Annotated in this window: 11 protein-coding genes; 7 read left to right on the top strand and 4 right to left on the bottom strand. The window is 41.2% G+C overall.

All coding sequences use genetic code 11. The features are described 5' to 3' along the window. The first annotated feature begins 2 nt into the window (after positions 1-2). Positions 3-10547 carry a non-ribosomal peptide synthetase gene (locus BUB71_RS06235; protein ID WP_073153955.1) on the top strand — a complete coding sequence of 3515 codons (10545 nt, stop codon included), beginning with the start codon at positions 3-5 and terminating at the stop codon, positions 10545-10547. Between the two features lie 33 nt (positions 10548-10580). Here BUB71_RS06235 and BUB71_RS06230 read toward each other — a convergent pair whose 3' ends face one another. Continuing rightward, the gene (locus tag BUB71_RS06230; protein WP_073153954.1) at positions 10581-11462 is read right to left on the bottom strand and encodes a LysR family transcriptional regulator; all 882 of its coding nucleotides are present in this window, start codon (positions 11460-11462) and stop codon (positions 10581-10583) included. A gap of 119 nt (positions 11463-11581) precedes the next feature. Here BUB71_RS06230 and BUB71_RS06225 point away from each other — a divergent pair, with 119 nt between their 5' ends. The 5 genes from BUB71_RS06225 to BUB71_RS06205 all read left to right on the top strand — a co-directional run bounded on the left by BUB71_RS06225 (position 11582) and on the right by BUB71_RS06205 (position 18198). After that, positions 11582-12472 (top strand): DMT family transporter, encoded by an 891-nt coding sequence (locus BUB71_RS06225; RefSeq protein ID WP_073153952.1) that lies wholly within the window; start codon positions 11582-11584, stop codon positions 12470-12472. A 155-nt stretch (positions 12473-12627) separates the two neighbouring features. Then, complete coding sequence (locus BUB71_RS06220; RefSeq protein ID WP_073153950.1) at positions 12628-13872, top strand: MFS transporter; 1245 nt, start codon at positions 12628-12630, stop codon at positions 13870-13872. 265 nt (positions 13873-14137) lie between these two features. Next, entirely contained in the window at positions 14138-15703 is a 1566-nt protein-coding gene (gene abc-f / locus BUB71_RS06215) for a ribosomal protection-like ABC-F family protein (protein ID WP_073153948.1), read from the top strand. A 391-nt stretch (positions 15704-16094) separates the two neighbouring features. Next, positions 16095-17303 (top strand): CynX/NimT family MFS transporter, encoded by a 1209-nt coding sequence (locus BUB71_RS06210; RefSeq protein WP_073153945.1) that lies wholly within the window; start codon positions 16095-16097, stop codon positions 17301-17303. A gap of 406 nt (positions 17304-17709) precedes the next feature. Beyond that, positions 17710-18198: a hypothetical protein gene (locus BUB71_RS06205; protein WP_073153943.1), complete on the top strand. Its 489-nt coding sequence runs from the start codon at positions 17710-17712 to the stop codon at positions 18196-18198. A gap of 145 nt (positions 18199-18343) precedes the next feature. Here BUB71_RS06205 and BUB71_RS06200 read toward each other — a convergent pair whose 3' ends face one another. Next, positions 18344-19342, bottom strand: coding sequence for an HTTM domain-containing protein (locus BUB71_RS06200; RefSeq protein WP_073153941.1), 999 nt, complete (start codon positions 19340-19342; stop codon positions 18344-18346). Positions 19343-19365: 23 nt separating this feature from the next. Continuing rightward, the gene (locus BUB71_RS06195; RefSeq protein ID WP_073153939.1) at positions 19366-19962 is read right to left on the bottom strand and encodes a DUF5819 family protein; all 597 of its coding nucleotides are present in this window, start codon (positions 19960-19962) and stop codon (positions 19366-19368) included. A gap of 387 nt (positions 19963-20349) precedes the next feature. Between BUB71_RS06195 and BUB71_RS06190 the strand changes: the two genes are divergently transcribed. After that, entirely contained in the window at positions 20350-20775 is a 426-nt protein-coding gene (locus BUB71_RS06190; RefSeq protein WP_073154106.1) for a thiol-disulfide oxidoreductase DCC family protein, read from the top strand. Here the strand turns inward: BUB71_RS06190 and BUB71_RS06185 are convergent. After that, positions 20765-21595, bottom strand: a complete 831-nt coding sequence (locus BUB71_RS06185) for an HAD-IIB family hydrolase (RefSeq protein ID WP_073153937.1) — start codon at positions 21593-21595, stop codon at positions 20765-20767. The genes BUB71_RS06190 and BUB71_RS06185 overlap by 11 nt on opposite strands. Positions 21596-21701: the final 106 nt, after the last annotated feature.

The following is a 21701-nucleotide window of genomic DNA, read 5'->3' as shown; positions in this document are numbered from 1 at the left end:
ATTTGTTTGATCGCAAAAATGTCCAAGATTTATATCGACTTTCACCATTACAACAGGGAATGTTATTTCACTATCTAAATGATCCACGTTCAACGGCATATTTTGAGCAAACATCTTTTCAGCTAACTGGAAAAGTGGATCAGCACTTGCTTGAAGAATCATTTCAGCATCTTGTCAATCAATATGAGATGTTGCGAACCGTTTTCTTATATGAGCATGTAACAAAACCGATGCAAGTTGTCTTAAAAGAGAGAAAGGTTCGGCTATATTTTCAGGATTTATCATGGTTAGGTCAGGAAGAACAACAGCAATACATAGAAAAATTTCTGACAGAGCAAAGAGAAAAAGGATTTGATCTTAGTAAAGATCAATTATTTCAACTTGCCTTATTTCAATACAGTCATGATCGATTTGAGCTGATCATTCAATTTCACCATATTTTGATGGATGGTTGGTGTTTGGGGATATTGCTTAATGACCTCCTTGAAAATTATGAGCGAAAAAAGGAGGGGTTACCTTTTCTCCAGAAGCATGTACCACGATATAGTCAATATATTCGTTGGTTAGCTGAGCAGGATGAAGAGAAAGGACAACGTTTTTGGCAGCAGTATCTTGATGGATTTGAGCAAACTATCACGATTCCAGAAGAAAAGAGTATTGACCAACCCTATCAATTAGGTGTAAAGAAGTATGTTTGTAGTAAGGCAATGACAGAACAGTTAAATCAATATGCTCGTAAGTTACAAGTGACGCTAAACTCTGTTGTACAAGTTCTTTGGGCGCTTCTGCTACAAAAATATAATTTAACGGATGATGTCTTGTATGGGATGGTTGTGTCAGGGCGTCCTCCTACTATCTCTGGAGTAGAGAAGATGGTGGGGCTCTTTATCAATACCGTTCCCTGTCGAGTGCAAAGTCAGGGTGATGAGTCAATCCAACAATTGATTCAACGGATTCAGCAAGAGTTATTAGAGACAGAGCCTTATCACCACCTTTCATTAGCTGATCTATTGCCAAATCAAGAAATGATTCGCCATCTCATCGCTTTTGAAAATTATCCTTTTGATGAGTCGATGTTATCAAGAGAACTTGGTTTCCAGATTACAGATGTACATGGCTTTGAACAGACGCATTATGATTTTAACTTAGTCGTAGCAGCAGGTGAGCAGCTTGCTTTTACATTTCGATATAACCGCTCCGTCTATTCAACATCAACCGTGGATCGTATATGGAATCATTTGCAATTCATCATGGAACAATTGATTAATCAGCAAGACATGAAAGTGAAGGATTTATCCCTAGTCACCCCTGAGGAAATTCATCAATTAGAAAGCTGGAATCAGACAGAAAGCGATTTTCCAGCACATCAGACGATCCATGAGCTTTTTGCATTACAAGTGAATAAGAGACCGCGGCACATTGCTGTAATAGATGGAAATAAGGAAATCACATATGCCCAGTTAAATCAGCGTGCGAACCGACTGGCCTATTTGCTACAAAAACAAGGTGTGAAGGGTGAGACCATCGTAGGTGTTTTGGCGCGACCGTCTATCGATTGGGTAGTTGGCATCTTAGCCATTTTAAAAGCTGGTGGTGCGTATTTGCCTATTGACCCTGCTTATCCGGCAGATAGAATCGCCTACATGCTAAAGGACAGCAGCGCTAGATTGTTGCTTTGCCAAGAAGGATTCGGTCCACCTAAGCAGTATGATGGCAAACATTTAATCATAGATGAGGAAGGAGTGGAAAAAGAGCTAACAGATATTAACGGGGACGCAAAGAATCTCGCATATGTGATCTATACTTCCGGTTCGACTGGTTTACCAAAAGGTGTGATGGTCGAACATCGTTCGCTCATCAATCTCGCTTATTGGCATCAGCAACAATATCAACTGACAGAGCAAGATTGTTGCTCTAAATACGCAGGATTGGGCTTTGATGCCTCCGCATGGGAGTTATTTCCTACGTTGTTAAGCGGTGCTTCTCTGATCATTGTTCCTGATGAGCTGCGTCACGATCCGATGGCTTTAAGTCAGTTTTTTGAGCAACATGGTGTCACGATCAGCTTTTTACCAACACAGATGGCCGAGCAATTTATGCAAGTGGGAAATCAATCCTTACGTTTCCTGCTAACAGGAGGGGAAGAACTTCAACAAGTATCAAAAACATCTTATACACTTGTGAACCATTACGGGCCTACAGAAAACACAGTTGTCGCGACTGCTACATCAATCACAACAGAGACAAAACCAATTTCGATTGGTCGGCCAATCGCCAATAATCGTGTCTATCTCCTTGATCATCATCAACAGTTACAATCGGTTGGGCTACCTGGTGAACTTTGGATTGGAGGGGATAGCCTAGCACGAGGCTATTTACACCGAGCAGAACTGACAGCTAAGCGATTTATGGACTGGAACGGGGAGCGGCTCTATCGAACGGGTGACTTAGCACGCTGGTTACCAGATGGTAGATTAGAGTTTTTAGGTAGAGTCGATGATCAAATACAACTTCGTGGCTATCGGATCGAACTAGGAGAAATCGAGGGGCAGCTATATCAACATCCCTTGGTTACACAAGCAATCGTATTGGTACATGGGAAACGTACGTCCCAGCAGCGCCTTATCGCTTATGTTGTCCTTAAACAGCCCCAAGTGATCCAGGCAGATCAATTGCATGCATTTCTAAAAAAGCAGTTGCCATCCTATATGTTGCCAGCACAAATTGTGGAGCTTGATCAATTACCTATCACAGCAAATGGGAAAGTAGATCGTCAAAAACTTCTTTCATTCGCTATATCCAAGGAAACAGCCCTCTACGAAGCGCCCCGTAATCGAACTGAAGATCGGTTGGTCGATCTATGGGAAGAAGTATTAGAAGTGCCACGAGTAGGGATTCATGATCATTTTTATGCATTGGGTGGTCATTCGCTCAAAGCGATCTTACTTCGAGCGCGGATTCAAAAAGAGTTTGGGGTTCACATTTCGATTCGCGAGATTTTTGACCGACCTACTGTTGCAGCATTAGCAACCTATATCGATGAAGCAGAAAAAGAGGGGGCAGTTTCATTTGAACAATTGCCCGAGCAGGCTTATTATCCTGTGTCATCGGCGCAAAAGCGAATGTATATTTTGCAGAAATTTGAAAATGTTGGCGTCGGATATAATATTCCACTTGTTTTCTCCTTGGATGGACAGCTTAATCTAGCGCGTTTAAAAGCAGGGATTCAGCAATTGATTCAGCGACATGAGGTATTGAGAACTTCTTTTCAGATGATTGATGATGAGGTCTTACAGAAGGTTCATGCTGATGCCACACTCGAGATAAAGCAGGTCAAAGCTAACACGGAGGAAGAGGCACGTAAGTATGTTGAACAGTGGATACAACCTTTTGACTTGTACCAAGTTCCACAGATTCGAGCTGGACTGGTCGAACTCGCAACAAATCGCTCTATCTTATTAATTGATGTCCCTCACATCATTGCAGATGGTGTTTCGATCAATTGTTTGATTCAAGAATTGATCATTTGTTATCAAGATGGTGACCTAAAGCCATTACCTTATCAGTATAAAGAATTTGCATATTGGCAACAGCAATGGCTGAAGACAAAGCAAGCAAAACAGCAGCAAGCGTATTGGCTTGATCAATTGTCAGGAGAGCTACCGAAATTAGAATTGCCTACTGATTATCCAAGACCGACAGAGCAACAATTTACAGGTGACATTTATCAATGGTCATTGCCAGATGAACTGACAAAAAAATTGAATCAACTCGCTCAAGATGAGAAAAGTTCGCTGTATATGGTTTTAATGGCTGCATATAGTGTTTGGTTAATGAAGATGAGTGGGCAACAGGATGTTTTGATTGGTACACCTTTTGCTGGTCGGACACATGCGGATATCACGCAAATGTTAGGGATGTTTGTCAATACGTTGCCAATCCGTCTGAAACCCGATCCTACATTTACGTTTCGTCAATTGATTCACCAAGTAAAAGAGCAGCTTTTTGCGGCATATGAGGCGGGAGACTACCCATTAGAAGAAGTAATTGCACAACTCCCTTTACAACGGGACCCAAGTCGGAATCCATTGTTTGATACCATGTTTATCTTGCAAAATCATCAGCAAACCCAGCTAACTTTACCAGATGTAGACATCGCGCCTTTTCCTATGCAAGCTACTACAGCTAAGTTTGATTTGACATGGACTGTGATTGAGCGAGATCAGTTAGAGATGACGATTGAATATGCGACACATTTATTTCATTCTCGTAGCATCAGCAGCATGGCAGATTCTTTTACTCATCTGCTAGAACAATTAATGGTGCATGATACGCGGTTGATTAAGGAGATCTCCTTGCTCACCAAGGATCAAAAAGCAATGCAGCTTGCCCAGGCAGGGCAGCTTGTTCCCTATCCAGCCGAGAAAACATTACATCAATTATTTGAAGAGCAGGCGCAAAGAACGCCAGATGCAATTGCTGTTATAGTTGAAGATCAGCAGCTTAGCTATCAGGAACTAGATCAGCGTTCTACCCAACTGGGTTGTCTGTTGCGTGATCAAGGTGTCTCGCGTGATTCAATTGTTGCCCTACAAATGCAGAAATCAATTGAGATGATCGTTGGCATCTTAGCAATTTTAAAAGCTGGAGGCGCTTATCTTCCGATTGAACCCACGTATCCAAAAGAAAGGGTCGAGTATCTACTTGAGGATAGCGAAGCGGCTCTCCTACTCACTACTTCTTCGGTAGAGCAGTCAGTCGCATATACTGGCAAGATTTTATGTATCGATGATCCCAAGCTATATACGGGGAATCATGTAGAACTACCATTAATCAATCAATCAAGTGACTTAGCATATCTGCTCTATACTTCTGGTTCTACAGGTAAGCCAAAAGGCGTCATGGTTGAACATCGCCATGTTACTCGGCTCTGGCTATATGAAGGAAACCAGTGGCAAATTCAGCAAACGGATCGTTGGGCGATGTTTCATTCATTCTGCTTTGATGTCTCAGTTGGAGAAATATTTGGTGCTTTATTACATGGGGCTGCACTTGTATTGGTAACAAGCGAAGTCGCTCGGCATCCCCAGCAGTTGAGAGATTTATTAGCGCAAGAACAGGTGACGATTCTCTGTCAGACTCCATCAGCATTTATTCCTTTACAAGCAATAGAAGAAGATCAAACAAAGCATGATCTTTCGCTACGTAGGATTATATTTGCAGGTGAAGCGCTTGCTCCAGCTCAATTAAAAGCATGGCGCAAATGGTATCCAAACACAGAATTGCTCAATATGTATGGCCCCACGGAAGCAGCCATTTATGCCACAGTGAAACAAATTGATGATCAGTTGATTACATCCAATCGCTCCAATATAGGAAAACCATTACCAACCATGCGCGCCTATGTACTGGATGAGCATCAGCAATTCGTGCCGACTGGTGTCATTGGCGAACTTTATTTAAGTGGGGCTGGTGTAACGAGAGGCTATTGGAAACAACCTCAATTAACAGCAGATCGCTTTTTGCCTGATCCATTTTTACCAGACACCCAGATGTATCGAACAGGCGACCGTGTGCGTTGGCTTAACAGTGGAGAATTAGAATATATGGGGAGAATCGACGACCAGGTAAAAATACGAGGACATCGAATCGAATTAGGCGAGATTACAACTCATCTGCTGACACATCCGAGTGTGAAAGATGCAGCAGTGATTGTCCATCAAGGTGAATTATGTGCTTATCTGGTTGGTGGATATGTAGCAGAGATAAGGGCTTACTTAGCAAAGAGGCTTCCTGAATATATGTTGCCCAGCTACTATATTTCCTTAGAACAGCTACCGCTTAACACAAATGGAAAGCTGGATCGTCATGCATTACCAGAACCTACTCAAAACTTTAGCCGTGATGCTGCCTACATAGCACCGCGCACTGATCTTGAGAAGAAATTGGTCTCGATTTGGGAAGAAGTACTTCAGATAACGAATATTGGCATTGACGACAACTTTTTTTCATTGGGTGGTCACTCCTTAAAAGGGATCGCTTTACTGGCACGGATCGAGAAACAATATCATGTATCACTCTCACTACGCGATTTGTTTGCACATCCAACCGTGCAGTCACTAGGTGAAGTGATCCAAAGTACAGAAGCATCAATTGCTCATTCCATTGTGCCAGTTGAAGAGAGAGATTTTTACCCGGCTACCTCTGCACAACAACGAATCTATCTATTACAGGGCTTTGAACAAGTTGGCACCAGTTACCATATTCCGATGATCATGCAGATTGAGGGTGAATTGGATCATCAGCGATTAGAAAATGCGCTTGATCAATTAGTGCGTCGACATGAGACGCTGCGCACTACTTTTCATTTAGATGGGGATCAATTGGTGCAAAGAGTCCATCAGCAGATAGAAAGTAAGTTATTAGTGGCAACGGCTTCCTCGGAATCATCAGCTAGAGGTATTTTAGAAGAATGGATTCAGCCTTTTTCGCTGGATCAACCTCCATTATTTCGAGCAGGATTGATAAAATTGCCCCATCATCGATCCCTGTTTTTACTCGATTTACATCACATCATCGCCGATGGGGCTTCCTTGTCAATTTTCTGGTCAGAATTGATAGATATTTACCAAGAAAAAGAATTGGCACCTTTATCTATTCAATATAAAGACTTCGCTGTCTGGCAACAAGAACAGTTAGATAAAGGGAAATTGAAGAAAGATCAATCATTCTGGTTAAAGCAATTGGAACAAGAATGGCCCGTTCTTCAGTTGCCAACAGATGATCCACGCCCTCCGATTCAACAATTTGATGGGGCATCCTATTTTGTCACTTTTTCGAAAGAATTAAGCGAGGCGATTAATCGTTTATCAGTAGAACTTCATGTAACGCCGTATATGCTTTTATTGGCAGCCTATTCATTGCTGTTAATGAAGTACACCGAACAGACGGACTTGGTCATCGGTTCGCCACAAGCTGGTCGACAACAAGCAGAAGTGGAACCATTGGTGGGTATGTTTGTGAATACTTTACCGCTTCGTCTACAACTGAATCCAGCCAATTCCTTTGCAGATTGGGTTCAGCAAGTAAAGGAGCAGATGATTGCTACAAATGAACATGGTGATTATCCAATTGAGCATTTGATTGATCAACAGACAGTAAGACGTGATTTGAGTCGAAATCCGCTTTTTGACACAGTATTTTCGTTGCAAAACTTAGCCTTTGAACAGAAAAATATACCAGGACTTCACTATCAACCATACGAACGAGCAGGGGTTACAGCAAAATTCGATTTAAGTTTTATCATGGTGGAAGAAGATTATTTCCATCTATCCATTGAATATGCCAGCCATCTGTTCAAGGAAGAGACAATTGCTCGAATGGCTGCTCATTATCAGCAATTGCTGACTCAGATCATCGCTGCTCCTGGTCGATCCTTACATGAATATTCCTGTCTCACTGTTGATGAAGAGAAGCAGCTATTGGCTTATGCTGATGGAGGGCAACAAATCGGAAGCAGCCATCAAACATTAGTCGAGCGATGGGAGAGACAGGTGGAGCAGACTCCTCAGTCGATCGCACTGGTCGATCAAGGGAGAAGCATGACCTATGAAGAGCTAAACCAGCGTGCCAATCAGCTTGCTCATCGATTGAGAAGAGAGGGTCTTCAGCGAGAGCAGCTTGTCGCCATCTGGACTCAGCGTTCCCTGGAATGGGTGGTGGGAATCTTGGGTGCATTAAAAGCAGGTGGAGCCTATCTGCCCATTGATCCCCACTATCCCCCAGAGCGAATCATGTATATGTTAAAGCAGAGTCAAGCGAGTTATCTCTTGGTGTCTGCGAATCAATCAGTTCCTGAATCTTTCTCAGGTCTAACCCTGCATGTGGATGATCCTACGCTTCAACAGGAAGAGCAAGGAAATCCCAGCTTAATCAATCAGCCCCATGACCTTGCCTATGTCATCTACACCTCAGGTTCAACGGGTCGTCCCAAAGGGGTGATGGTGGAACATCGTGCAGTATTGAACCTGGTGCAATGGCACCAAGAAGCGTACCAAGTGACAGAGAAGGATCAAGCGACGCAATTTGCCAGTGTCAGTTTTGATGCAGCTGTCTGGGAGCTATTCCCTTATCTGCTACAAGGGGCAACGGTTCATCTGATCCCTGAAGAGTTGCGACTCGATCTAGAAGCATTGCATCACTATTATGAACAGACTGGCATCACGATTAGCTTTCTGCCCACCCCTTTGGCTCAGCGATTTATGGAGCGGGATAATCGCTCCTTGCGTGCCCTGCTGGTGGGAGGCGATCAATTGCGCCATGTGAAGCCACAATCTTACCAGATTTACAATAACTATGGGCCAACAGAGAACACAGTAGTCTCCACTTATTGCTGTATTGACCCTACACAACATAGGCTGCCCATCGGTCGACCCATTGCAAATCAACAAGCTTATGTTTTGGATGAACAACAACGATTACAGCCGATCGGTGTACCAGGTGAACTTTATCTGGGAGGAGCAAGCTTAGCTCGTGGTTATTTACACGATCCTGAGCAAACATCTGCTCACTTCATCCCTCATCCCTTTCAACCAGGGGAGCGACTCTATCGGACAGGAGATCGGGTAAGATGGCTAGCCAATGGAGAGTTGGAGTATTTGGGCAGAATCGATGATCAGGTGAGCATTCGAGGCTATCGGGTAGAGGTGGCAGAGATTGAACAGACATTGCTACGGCATCCAGCAGTCCAAGATGGCGTGGTCATCGCACGAACTGAAGGAGAGCAGACAGCACTTGCCGCTTATCTGGTTTGGGCAAATTTAGATGAAGCGATCACCCTACAGGAGCTACGAGCCGATCTATTGGAACAATTGCCTGACTATATGATTCCTGTTGATTGGATGGTATTAGATGAATTGCCCCTCACACCAAATGGAAAAGTAGATCGTCGTGCATTACCGATGCCTACAAGATCAGATCGAATGGGGCAGAAGTATGTAGCACCTCGCAGCGATCAAGAGAAGTTGCTGGTTGAAGTGTGGCAGGGAATTTTACCTGGGGAACAATTTGGTATTTATGATCACTTTTTTGAACAAGGCGGTGACTCGATACAGGCGATGCATGTAGTGGCAAAACTAAGAGAGAAATACTATCACATCTCGATGAAAGATATTTTCCAAGCACCAACAGTTGAGCAACTCGCTTTGCGCATGCAGCAGATCGATAAAAACCATCTCAAAAAAGAAAAGATGGTTACCGGCGAAGTCATGTTAACGCCGATACAGCAGTGGGCATTTGAACTCTCTGCCAATATTCATCATTGGAATATGGGTCATATGCTGTACCGTGCAGAAGGTTGGAACGAACAGATTGTAGAACAAGTCTGGACAAAAATCGTACAGCACCATGATGGACTTCGGATGATTTATCAATGGACTGATACGGGCGTTTTACAACGAAACCGGGCGATGGATGAAGGAATCTATTTTACATTAGAAGTGATTGACCTTCGTCAAGTAAGAGAGCCAAGGGAACGTGTACTAGCTGAGGCAAATCGTCTTCAACAAAGTATTCGCCTTGATCAAGGACCGTTGATCCGCTTAGCCATTTTCAGAACCAACCATGGAGACCATTTGCTTTGGGTGATTCATCATCTGGTTGTGGATGCAGTCTCTTTGCGAATTTTAGTAGAGGATTTTTATACAGCATATGGACAGCTACTGAATCAACAAGTGATTACACTTCCACCTGTAAGTGATTCTTTTCAAACGTGGAGTCGACAATTGGCTCAGTATGCAAATAGTCAAGAATTGATTCGGGAAATTCCCTATTGGCAGCAGTTGGAGCAACTTAACGTTTTACCACTTCCAACAGATTTTCCAACTACAGAAACCTATGCAATAGGAGAAGGAAAAATCGTTTTGATGGAACTAACCTCAAAAGAAACGAATGCCTTGCAATCAATTGGGTACGAGGTTCAAACAGTATTATTAGCAGCGCTAGTGTCAGTTGTCAGTGAATGGGGTGTAGGAGATCGTGTGGCTATCTTGATGGAGGGGCATGGTCGCCAAGATATCTTATCAGAAATTGATGTGACAAGAACAGTAGGTTGGTTCACAACTTTATATCCCATGATATTTCAGCGAAATGCTTCATCAACTCAACATTTGCTCAAAAGTATCAATGAACAGCTACGCTCAGTCCCTCATCAGGGAATTGGCTATGGATTGCTAAAATATCTAACAAAACCGTCATTACGTTCAGCTCTCTCGTTTCAACTACAACCGGAGATTTCTTTTAACTATTTAGGCAAGATGGATTCTTATCGTTTGGATGCAATGCCTGTCGGGTACGCTGTAGACCCTCAGACACAGATAAAAGAGAAAATAGAGGTGAACAGTGCGATCACAGGAGAAGGGAAACTGGTTCTATCGTTCCGCTATTCACCAAAAGCATATCGACAAGAGACGATGGAGCGATTGATGCAACAGTACAGAGAACAACTACTCAAAATCATTCGATATGCAAATCATGTCACTCATTCCTAATATAAGAGCCACTCCAACAATAAAGGAGTGGCTTTATAATTTGTTAGCATATATCTCTACTTCTTGTTGTATGGGGAGCATCTCGATCAAGGCGGACAAAGCCTTACTGATCGTTGAATTTTTACGCATGATAAATTGACTAGGTTTATAGCGATAGGGATCAGGCATTTCAAAAGCGTGAAGCTTGCCCTGTGCAAAGTCATGTCCAATGACCGATTTAGCCAATAGCGAAATACCGAGTCCCGCTTTAACGCCACCCAAAATTGCCTCTAAAGTACCAAATTCCATGATAGTGGGTGAAATGCCTTTTGATTGCGCGAACTGCTCAAGTGTTTCTCGATAAGAGCAACCGTTGCTAAAGACAAGGATTGGTTTGGTAAGGGCGATCTCTAAATCAGTAATATCTGGAGCTGAGACCAAAAGTAATTCTTCTTCATAAATATTGCTCACCTGAAGATCAGGATGATGAAACGCTGTTCCAATGATTGCAGCATCTAATTCATAATGAAGAACTTTGTTGATCAGCTTTTGTGTAGGAGCCGTTATCAATGAAAGTTGTACTTTGGGGTACTTGTGATAATAGGCACTTAAAAGCTTAGGTAGTCGGACAGCCGCTGCTGTTTGAGTGGAGCCGATCTGTAGAGAACCACTTGGCTCATGAGTTGATGAAAGGGCTTGTGTAGCTTCATTGATCAGACCAAGAATTTTATCTGTATATTGAAGTAGAGCAATACCGCTTGAGGTAAGTTTCATTCCACGATTGTGTCGATAAAAGAGTGCTGTTGATAACTCAGATTCTAACAATTGAATGCGGGTTGTCACATTTGATTGTACATAACCGAGCTGTTCAGCTGCTTTTGTAATTGAACCAGCGCGGGCAACCGCTTGGAAAATGCGTAAATCTGTACTTTCCATTTTTCCTTCTCCCTATTCTCTGATATCATTTTATTTGATTGCAAATATCAATAATGATCATTATACATAAAACCAGACTTACTATACAATAAAATTACATAATAGTTGGAGGTCTGGTCATGAATCCTTTTGTATATATAGGATTACTACTTCTCACCACATTTTTTATGGGTAGTGCCTTTCCCATTGGAAAAATAGGTTTATCATATGCACCTCCCTTTTTCTTGATGGGTATACGATTTTTAATAGCTGGTTTCTTACTCTCCCTCTTTGTAATCAAAAGATCACAACCTCAAAGCCTAAAACAGTGGTTACAAATAATCATAATCGGTCTTTTTCAATCAACAGTTGTATTAGGATGTGCGTACTATAGCATGAACTGGATTCGTTCAGGGGAGTCGGCAATCATTATATTTACCAGTCCATTATTAGTCATCATTTTAAGTTCTCTATTCCTGGGCAAAAGTTATCGATTTGCACAATGGTTTGGTGTAGTAGTCGGAATCATAGGTGTTGTAGTCATATTTGGTTTACAGCTCAGTTTTCAAGTGGGTACCCTGATCGGGATTGTGGGTGCAATTAGCTTTGCAATTGCAACATTATTGGTTAAGCGTTGGGGTGCTTCTTTTGATCAAATGGTACTAAATGCCTATCAAATGATTGCATCAAGTATTTTCTTTTTTATTATCAGTGCTTGTGTAGAGCAGCCACATCTTGAGATGAATCGGACTTCGCTTTTCGTGATCTTATACTTGGCTCTATTTAGTTCTATTGGGCAGTTTTCCTTATGGTTTTATTTATTGAAAAATGGAGATCCTGCAAAGACAAGCGCATTTCTATTTCTAGCACCGCTCTTTGGCGTGCTATCTAGCTGGTTTTTGCTACATGAACCGCTAACTATGTACACAGGAATAGGAGGATTACTAATTTGTATAGGCATCTTTTTAATCAATTGGCAAAGAAATCAATCACTCAGTCCATCAATGGAAGAAAAATTAGCAGCGCATTAATAAATTAAAGTCTGAAATAGCGGGATAATCCGCTATTTTTTTTATTTTGTACTAGAAATTGTATATATTGAAATGTTAATAATATAAATAGTTAAAAATGTTAATAATATAAATAGTTAAAATATAATGAATAATGGAGGAAAAGGAGCTATCAAATGAAATCAGAGGTAAGCACCAATCATGCGAGTCTATCAACTGAGCAACCATTAATGCAAAATCAACGCTTTCTCTTATTATGGTTTGCCAGTATTTGCTCTGCTTTTGCTTTTCCCATGTATGTGTTAGCAGAACAATGGTATGTTGTGAAAGCACTTCATGCTTCGTATTTGCTCGGTTGGGTGATGATGGCAACAGCTTTGCCTAGGGTTATTTTTATGCTATTAGGTGGCGTATTTGCAGACCAATGGTCAAATAGTAAAATGATGGCTGTCACAAGTCTATGTCGTTCCATTCTACTCATTGGCATGTTAGGTTTATTATTTTTTCATTCCCTTAACTTTAGTTGGTTGTTCGTTTTTGCCATCTTGTTTGGATTATTAGATGCCTTCTTTTGGCCAGCAAGTGAGTCGATCATTCCTCATTTGGTGAGTAATGAGCAGATTGTTCGAGCAAACTCTATTCTACAGACAACACAGCAATTAAGTTTAATCATTGCACCCATCATTGGCGGTTGGATTATCTATAAGTTTCAATTTGTGGGTATTTTTATTGCCTGTGCATTATTATTGCTCATATCGAGTGGTTTTGCTTTTCGCATTCAGGAAGATGAAAAAGAGGTGCATGAAAAAAACAATTTGCGCATGGAATTGTTGGAAGGGTATCGTTACATAAAAAATTCCCCTTTTTTATTAGGTTTGCTAGCTATTTTAATCGTAGTTAATTTCTTTATTAGTGGGCCGATCTCGATGGGCATTCCATTAATTGTAGATCAGTTGCTTCATGGCGATTCGTTAGCATTAAGTTATTTACGCAGTGCTTTTGGGATGGGATCATTACTAGGAGCGATTCTCGTGGGGATTCTTAATATTCGTTCTAAACGCGGGCCATTATTATTCAGTATATTGCTTTTGATCGGTTTCTTCATTCTGTTACTAGGAGAAATTAACTGGCTTTGGCAAGGCATGATCTTATTACTTTTGATTGGTGTCGGCTCCATTTTAATCAATATTCCTTTAGTAAGTATGATTCAGGAGGGAACTGAAACATCAAAGATGGGCCGGGTGATGAGTCTGGTGATGACCATTTCAATTGGTTTGATGCCCTTGTCCTATGCACTATGTTCAAGTCTGCTTTCGAGTGGGATGACCATTGGATATTTGTTAGTTGGGGCTAGTTGTCTGGTCATATTGTTTACTTGTTTTGCCATATGGAAGTTTCGTGAGGTTCGTCAATTGGATTGATCAGACATAACGTTGATTATGGATCTACTTGACAAAATGGTTTTTTATTGCTATTTTGTAGTGAATGTATTTGAAAGGGTGAATATTGAGCCGATGATTTACTAATCCAATCCTGATAAAAAGTATGAATTTCATTTCATTATTTTTCTGGATGGGGTTAGTATGGGCTTTTTTATATATTGGGCATTCCTGACGGTAGGAGGGGATGCCTCTCTGCCTGTGTTTTGCTATACCCTCGTTCAGAATGAATTGGGGGTATTTTTTTATGCTATTACTGGAAGCAAATCAAATAGAAAAGCGATTTGGGGAACGGTTGCTCTTCTCAATTGAGCAACTACGGATTCACGGTCAGGATCGTATTGGGCTGATTGGGCTCAATGGTGTTGGGAAATCGATGCTACTACAGATTTTAGCAGGGAATGAACCGATTGACCAAGGTACGATCACGAGGGAAACGTCAATTGCTTTGATTCAACAATTAGGAGAGGGAGACGAAAGTCAATATAGTGGAGGAGAGCAGACAATACAGCGGATTCGGCAAGCAATGCAGCAGAATCCGGGCATATTGTTAGCCGATGAACCAACAGCTAATCTTGACCTCGATCATGTAGAGTGGTTGGAGCGAGAGCTTGATCAGTTTAATGGTGCTGTAGTGGTCGTATCGCATGATCGTGCTTTTCTGGATCAAATTTGCACGGAGATATGGGCGATTGAAGGTCGAAAGATCAAAACATACAAAGGCAACTATGGTCAATATCAGTTGCAAAAGGAACAGGAAGATGCAAAACAGCAACTCGCGTATGAGTTATATCAGAAGAAAAAGCTACAGTTAGAACAAGCGATCCAACAGAAAGAACAAAAAGCTGTGAAAATGGTGAAGCCTCCTACAAAGCGGATGAGCACTTCTGAAACGAGAGCATGGAAGATGCACAAAGGTGTACAACAAAAGAATATGCATCGCTCAATAAAGGCATTAGGAACCAGAATAGAAAAACTAGAGAAAGTAGAACAGCCAGAATCACTACCAACAGTAAAGTTAAATGTACCACATGATCGTTTATTAAAAAATCGAACCCTTCTTCGCATAGAGAACCTCCCAGGTAAAATCGGCGGAAAAGTGCTTTGGTCAGAGGCAAATTTTGCGATTCGTAATGGGAAGAAAGTTGCCTTAATCGGAAAAAATGGCTGTGGAAAAACGACATTCATTCGAAAGATTCTAGAGCAAGTCGATGGAGTTCAGCTAGCTCCTAGTGTGAAAATTGGTTATTTTAGTCAACAGCTTACGATTTTATCTGAGGAAGATACGATCTTGGAAAATGTGAAGCAAACATCGGTTCAACCTGATGAAATGATTCGCACTGTTTTAGCTCGGTTACTCTTCCGTGGTGATGAAGTATTGAAGAAGGTAAAGGTACTGAGTGGTGGTGAACGGGTAAAAGTTGCCTTTGCAAAAATCTTTCTGAGCGACATGAACTTTTTGCTATTGGATGAACCGACCAATTACCTTGATATTACAACATTAGAGGCATTTGAATCATTGTTGACTGGCTATCAAGGAACGGTTTTATTTGTATCACATGATCGCCAATTTGTACAAAATGTTGCAGAGCAAATTGTGCATATCGACCAACAGCAAGTTCATTTTTTTGATGGAACTTATCAAGCGTATCAATTGAGCAAAGTTGAAAAAAAATATGATTCAGCAGCAGAGGAATTGTTAACCATTGATTTACGGATCACAGAGCTCCTAGCAAAACTGAATGAACGACCAACGGCAGAACTAGAAGCAGAGTTTCAAAGTCTGATCAAGCGAAAGAAATTACTTCAGTAAAGAAAGGGCATGTTTAATTGCATGCCTCAGAGTGTAGACAAAGTAAAAGTTCCGTCAATCTTTCACGCTTTGCCTCCATTTCAGGCTGCGAAGAAGTCTTCAAGGCGCCTCGACTACTTGCTCAGGGCGGTATCAACTCGGCTAACGCCTCAAACAGTACTACCGCCTATTCTTCGCTTCATAGTCGAGGCTTTGTAGCGCCTGAAAGTCGCTCCGCAGCGAAATATTGACTTCACGATTTCTCCTTCTTCTACCCAATTGTACGGCATTGTCTTTTTAACATATAGGTTTTTCATCAGTCTAGGGCATGCATAGTTGCATGTCTTTTCATTTATAAAAACTTGCTTTTTTACAGACTATGTATAAAGATATACAAAAAAAGGTGTTTATCATGAATCAAAATACAGAAGCTACTTCAGTCAAACCACTACATTCAGTACCCTTTCTATTATTGATAGGGATTTTTTTTGTTGCTGCAAACATGAGGACAAGTATTACATCGATTGGACCATTAATTAATGATATACGTGTAGAATTAGGGCTTTCTAATACCTGGGTAGGGTTGCTGACTACATTACCTTTGTTTGCCTTTGCTCTCATCTCTCCACTTGCACCACGATGGTCACGAGATATTGGAACTTCTAAAACAATTTTTTATAGCCTATTTGTATTATTAGCTGGGATTTTGATTCGTCCTTTTGGAATCGGTGGCTTGTTATTTGGAACATTTATCATTGGAGTTGCAGTAGCCGTTTTTAATGTTTTAATGCCTAGCCTTGTCAAAGAGCGCTTTCCAGAGCGGATCGGATTAGCAACAGGGTTTTACACGGTTTCGATGACTAGCTTTGCTGCTTTAGCAATTGGATTAAGTTTACCCCTTGCTGAGAACTTGGGTAGCTGGAAATGGTCGCTTGTGCTGTGGGGTGTGTTAGCCGTTTGCGCAATGTTTGCTTGGCGGCCTCAGCTAAAAGGAATGCAGAAGACGGTTCAAATAAAACAGCAAAAAATTAGTCGTGCAACAATGTGGAAGTCTCCAATTGTATGGGCAGTTACTCTTTTTATGGGACTTCAATCATTTGGATTTTATGTCTTTATTACTTGGGGACCTGAATTTCTATTATCAATTGGCATTCCGCGAACAGAGGCTGGTTGGCTCATGTCGATTGGTCAGATTCTGGGATTACCCGCTTATTTTGCAATCCCTTTCTTTGTCGATCGTAGCAAGGATCAAAGATTGATTACATTGATGGCTTGCCTGATTACCATTGGAGGATATATCGGTTTACTTAGTGGTAGCTCATCTTTGATTATGATTTGGCTTACACTCCTGAACCTCGGTCAATCGGCTACGCTTGGACTTACTTTTATCCTATTTGCCAAACGAACGCATAACGCTGTTCAAGCAGCTCAAATTTCAGGAATGGCACAATCAATCGGTTACCTGATCGCCGCAATCGGACCCTTGTTGATTGGTGGGATTCACGATCTTACCCACACATGGACTACACCGTTTTTGGTGCTGATTGGTTCGGCGTTATTCATGACAGTAACAGGATACTTGGGAAGTCGAGATCGTTATATTGAGTCGTCATTCGAGTGATTAGGATGAATTGACAGAATAAATTGTTCTATTATAAAATATCTATAATTAGATTTCAGATAGTAAGTGTGGTCACTGGACATAGATTTGAGCATCATGCTCAAATCGTGTCTAGGATCTGAACACTTACGTCTGTTCATCTTTTGCTTGATCTTGCATATGGTAAGAGGTCTCAATAGAATGCGGTAGAGTCTTCAAGCAAGTCTCGCCCATTCATTGCTTCTGCTTCGATATGTAAGCAAACAGTGGATGTGTACATTGACAATATGAAAACTGCCATGTAGTGGCTGGTGTGTTCCATTTGGGGAACGTTTTTGCATTTGGAACCATCAGCCAAAGGATAGATCCTTGGTGGTTTCTTTTGCATGGCCAGCTTCCATGGTAAAAAAACATGGAGGTTTTATCTATGACTAAAAGAAAATCATCAAGAAAACAGAGAAATTCCTTACGGGTTGTGAGTAGACAAAATATTTTATGGGGTTTATTCAGCAAAGAGACAGAAGTCAATCTGGGTGATCAATGCCAAGTAGGAACAGCAGATGAGATTGCAAAGGCGGTCAAGTCAGTGGTAGAGCCAACTCGATCCTCTGAAGAAACGGTTTTGTCGCAGGATTCAAGCGCATCCTCCAAAACAACGGCTTCGTCGCAGGGCCAACATTCGTTTCCAGCCAGTCCGTCCGATATGAATTGGCGACAAACCATTGTATTTACGATGGGACTTGGCTATGTCACAAACCAGATCCCTGCTGTTCATGAATTATACCAAGACATTGTCTCTGGGCTCGTTGAATTCTTCCACATAAAAACGGCCACTGTAACAGCAGCCGCTTTCATACCCGACTACATGGTTAGTGTTTCGAGCCACATCCATGCAGTCATATCGTCTCTAATCTAGAGACAACGAAAGACGTTGGCGCGTCTTTCGTCTTTTTTTATTATAGCAAAACCAGACTTTTCTGCAAAGTCTTTTGTTTATATAGATGAGATTTTGCTTACACGCTGAGGGCTATCCTTGTACTTCTGGGATAGCCTTCCGTTTATCATTTGGCTTGTTCAATTGTGGTAGCAATTTGAACTTCTTTTTGCTCAGACGAGGCTCGAAAACGTTTTCTGATTTGCCGGCTATAATCACGCAAGCGATAGAAATCTGTATTGGTGAGTAGCATCATTTCACAACCAATCATGATCCAAGAGAAATCAACGAGTCCCATAAAGGCAGCGATTCCAATATGAAGCATACACGCTGATAAGATGGCAACATACTTGGTAAATCGATTTAGAAGTAGGAATGGAAAAGCAACTTGAAAGAGAACTGTTCCATATGACATGAGAATCATGATCAGATCAGATTTCCATAGCAGCGGGGTCAGATCAGGGTTAAAGAAATCCTGCACCCGGCTGGCATAGTAGAGTCCGGTGCCGTTTTGCCATAAGCTACCCATAATTTTATATGAACCTGAAGAGAAGTACATAAAGACTAACTGAATCACGCAAGCAAGCCATGCAAAATTATGGATTACAGCTTTACTATCTGTTAAGAGTTGAGAGCGAGATAACCATGAAGGGGGCTTTGCTTTTTTTTCTCGCCTTTTTTTCAACCACTGATCAACAGAGAAGTAACGACCTACACTGGTAAACATGATATAAAGCAGTAGGATTCGAAGGATATTATCCCCACCATGAGTAATATCTAGATTACGCATATAAAGGGAAAACATAATCACAAACATGAGTACACCCATGATGCGAGTTTGAAAGCCGATTATGTAAAGGAGACAAATCAGAATCCCCCCAAAAATCACCAAATCAACCATCCATTCAGTAGGGGAGAGATCAAAAATGGTCCAAACATGTCGTTCCATCATATCTGCGCGGTATTCTGCGAAAGGAACAAGCCCTTTAGGCCCCCATAATAAATAGCGGATCGGTATATTGATGAGTAATTCATAAAGTAAGGCAATCCCAAAGAAAATGCGGGTGATACTCAATCCGATGAGTGCATGCTCTTTGGTTAAAAAACGCATGATTTTATCCATCATAGTGGAACTCCTTTACTGATTCATTAGCCTTTATAAGGTAGCCAAATCGTCTCTCGATACCAAAATTCTCCTTTGGAGTCGGGCTGATTGCGTTTGTCAAATCGAGGAAATTCATTTACTTCGACTCGTAATTGGTAATGGTCAATCTTCCCATTTACTTTAAAGTTTTCAGGATAACGTTGTAACATTTGATTGGTAAAACTTTTTAGCGAATGGAGTGCAGCTTGTTGCTGTTTATTTTTTTTCCAAACATAATCATGTACGCCAGCTCCTAGATACTCAGATAAACGAGCGCTTGGTGAAAGATGATAGAAAGGGAATTTTTGTAAATCTTGTATAATCGGTTTGGAAACTTCTAACCACGGGCTGGTTTTTGTATAACCATTTGCATCTGTATAGCGAAGACGAACTTGTAAACTTTCATGTCGATTTACGGGATTAGGAGCAAATAAATTCCAATTTTGTGTAAAAAAAGGAGACATATACTCATTCATCACATTCCAATGCTTGGTTCGGAATGAATTATCAGGAGAAAGATAAATAAACGTAATCGCGAAATGAATAAATAGAATGATTGACAGGGCTGTACTTAAACCAATAATAAACTTTTTTCGAAACAAGGAGCCCTCTCCTTTCAGCTTCAATTTCTTACTCTTATATAAAATAGCATATTTTTATTCGTTTGAGCGGTTCATTGCATGGATCAAGGTGATTTATTCACTCGCAAGTCTGACCATTTTTTGTTAAACTTGCAGTGAGAATGACACCTTCAGATCCAGACTGATAAAAACCCAACTGATGAAAAGAAGAGGTATACAATTGGGTAGAAGAAGGAGAAGTCGTGAAGTCAATATTTCGCGGCGCGCTGAAGATATCAACATAGCTAAAGTGGAGGCGAAGCGTGAAAATTGACGGAACTACTACCTTTGTCTACAAGCTGTTCAGATCCAAGAACTCTCTTAGTACGTGAATATCGAGTATCAATGAATGGAAAGGGAGTCTGTCAGATGAAACATCATGATTCTACGAAACACCCCATTGTGCTCTTTGATGGTGTTTGCAATTTTTGTAGTGGCTGGGTTCGATTTCTGATTGAACGAGACTCAAAATCAGTACTTCGATTTGCTTCTCTACAATCTGAAATTGCCAAAGAGTTGCTTTCTGAACATCAGATTTCCCATCCGAATTTGGATACAATTGTTTTGATTGAAAATGAAAATATATATACAAGATCAACCGCTGTTTTGCGTATTCTGGGTCATTTGGATGGGGGATGGCGATGGTTTAAGCATTTAAGTTGGATTCCACGTCCCGTGCGGGATTTAGGATATCGCATTTTTGCTAAGTATCGCTATCGCTTGTTTGGGACGGAAGAAAGTTGTCTGTATCCCTCTAGAAATGTTCGTGAACGTTTCTTGGAGATTACAAATTGAGAAGATGACGGATAAAGTCGGAAAACCCATCTTCGTCATTGCTGCGGACAAGGATATTTGCCCGGTCCATTACTTCCATTTCTCCATTTGCCAATGAAGCGAAACATCCCACGAGGTCAACCATTGGAAGATCGTTTATATGATCGCCAATCGCTGCTACACGATCTAGTGGATGGTTCAATTGTTCACAGACAGTGCGAATTCCGTGCCCTTTTGTGGCATGGACGGCCGATAGTTCAATAAACTGATCTGAATAGGCAGTGCCATATAAATCGGGTTGCTTTTGATACCAATCATGAAATGGCTCGGTTGCGTTAAGATCAGCAATATAGATGACGGCAGTGATCAACTCAGCAGTGGAAGGAATATTTCTAAAGGATGGTAAAATCGTAAAAGAATATGACCATTGGGCGCAAAATTGACGAATGATTGGAAGGTCGTCAACACCATAAAAATGGTGGCTTCGATCAATCGGATTATAACATGCGAAGTAAACATATATTTCTTTGCTTATTAGATGACCTTCCTCTAAAATCTGCTCTCCTTGTAAATGGGTGAGGCTCGCAAGAACCTGTTCTTCTTCCCTAATCGGGTCATATAGCATGGCTCCATCACAGAGTATAACAGGAATATTGATTCCTAGTTCATGGATTAAAGAGTGGGTCTGCATATAATTCCGACCAGTGGCTAAAGAAAAGATACCACCAGCGTTACGATATTCATTAATACTTCTTCTGTTATTGGCACTGATGCGCCTTCTTGAATTCATCAATGTGCCATCGATATCAGAGAAAAGCATATTATATTGCAATTCACTCATTTGAATCTCTCCCTATTTATTTTTATTGAAATTATAAAACACACCCATATGAAAAAGAGAAGAAAATCAATTCTGAATGGAGCGACTTCAGCTATGTTATGAAGTC

This window comes from Seinonella peptonophila, from assembly GCF_900129355.1.
Classification (GTDB): domain Bacteria; phylum Bacillota; class Bacilli; order Thermoactinomycetales; family Thermoactinomycetaceae; genus Seinonella; species Seinonella peptonophila.
This window is presented reverse-complemented; position numbering and strand designations above follow the sequence as displayed.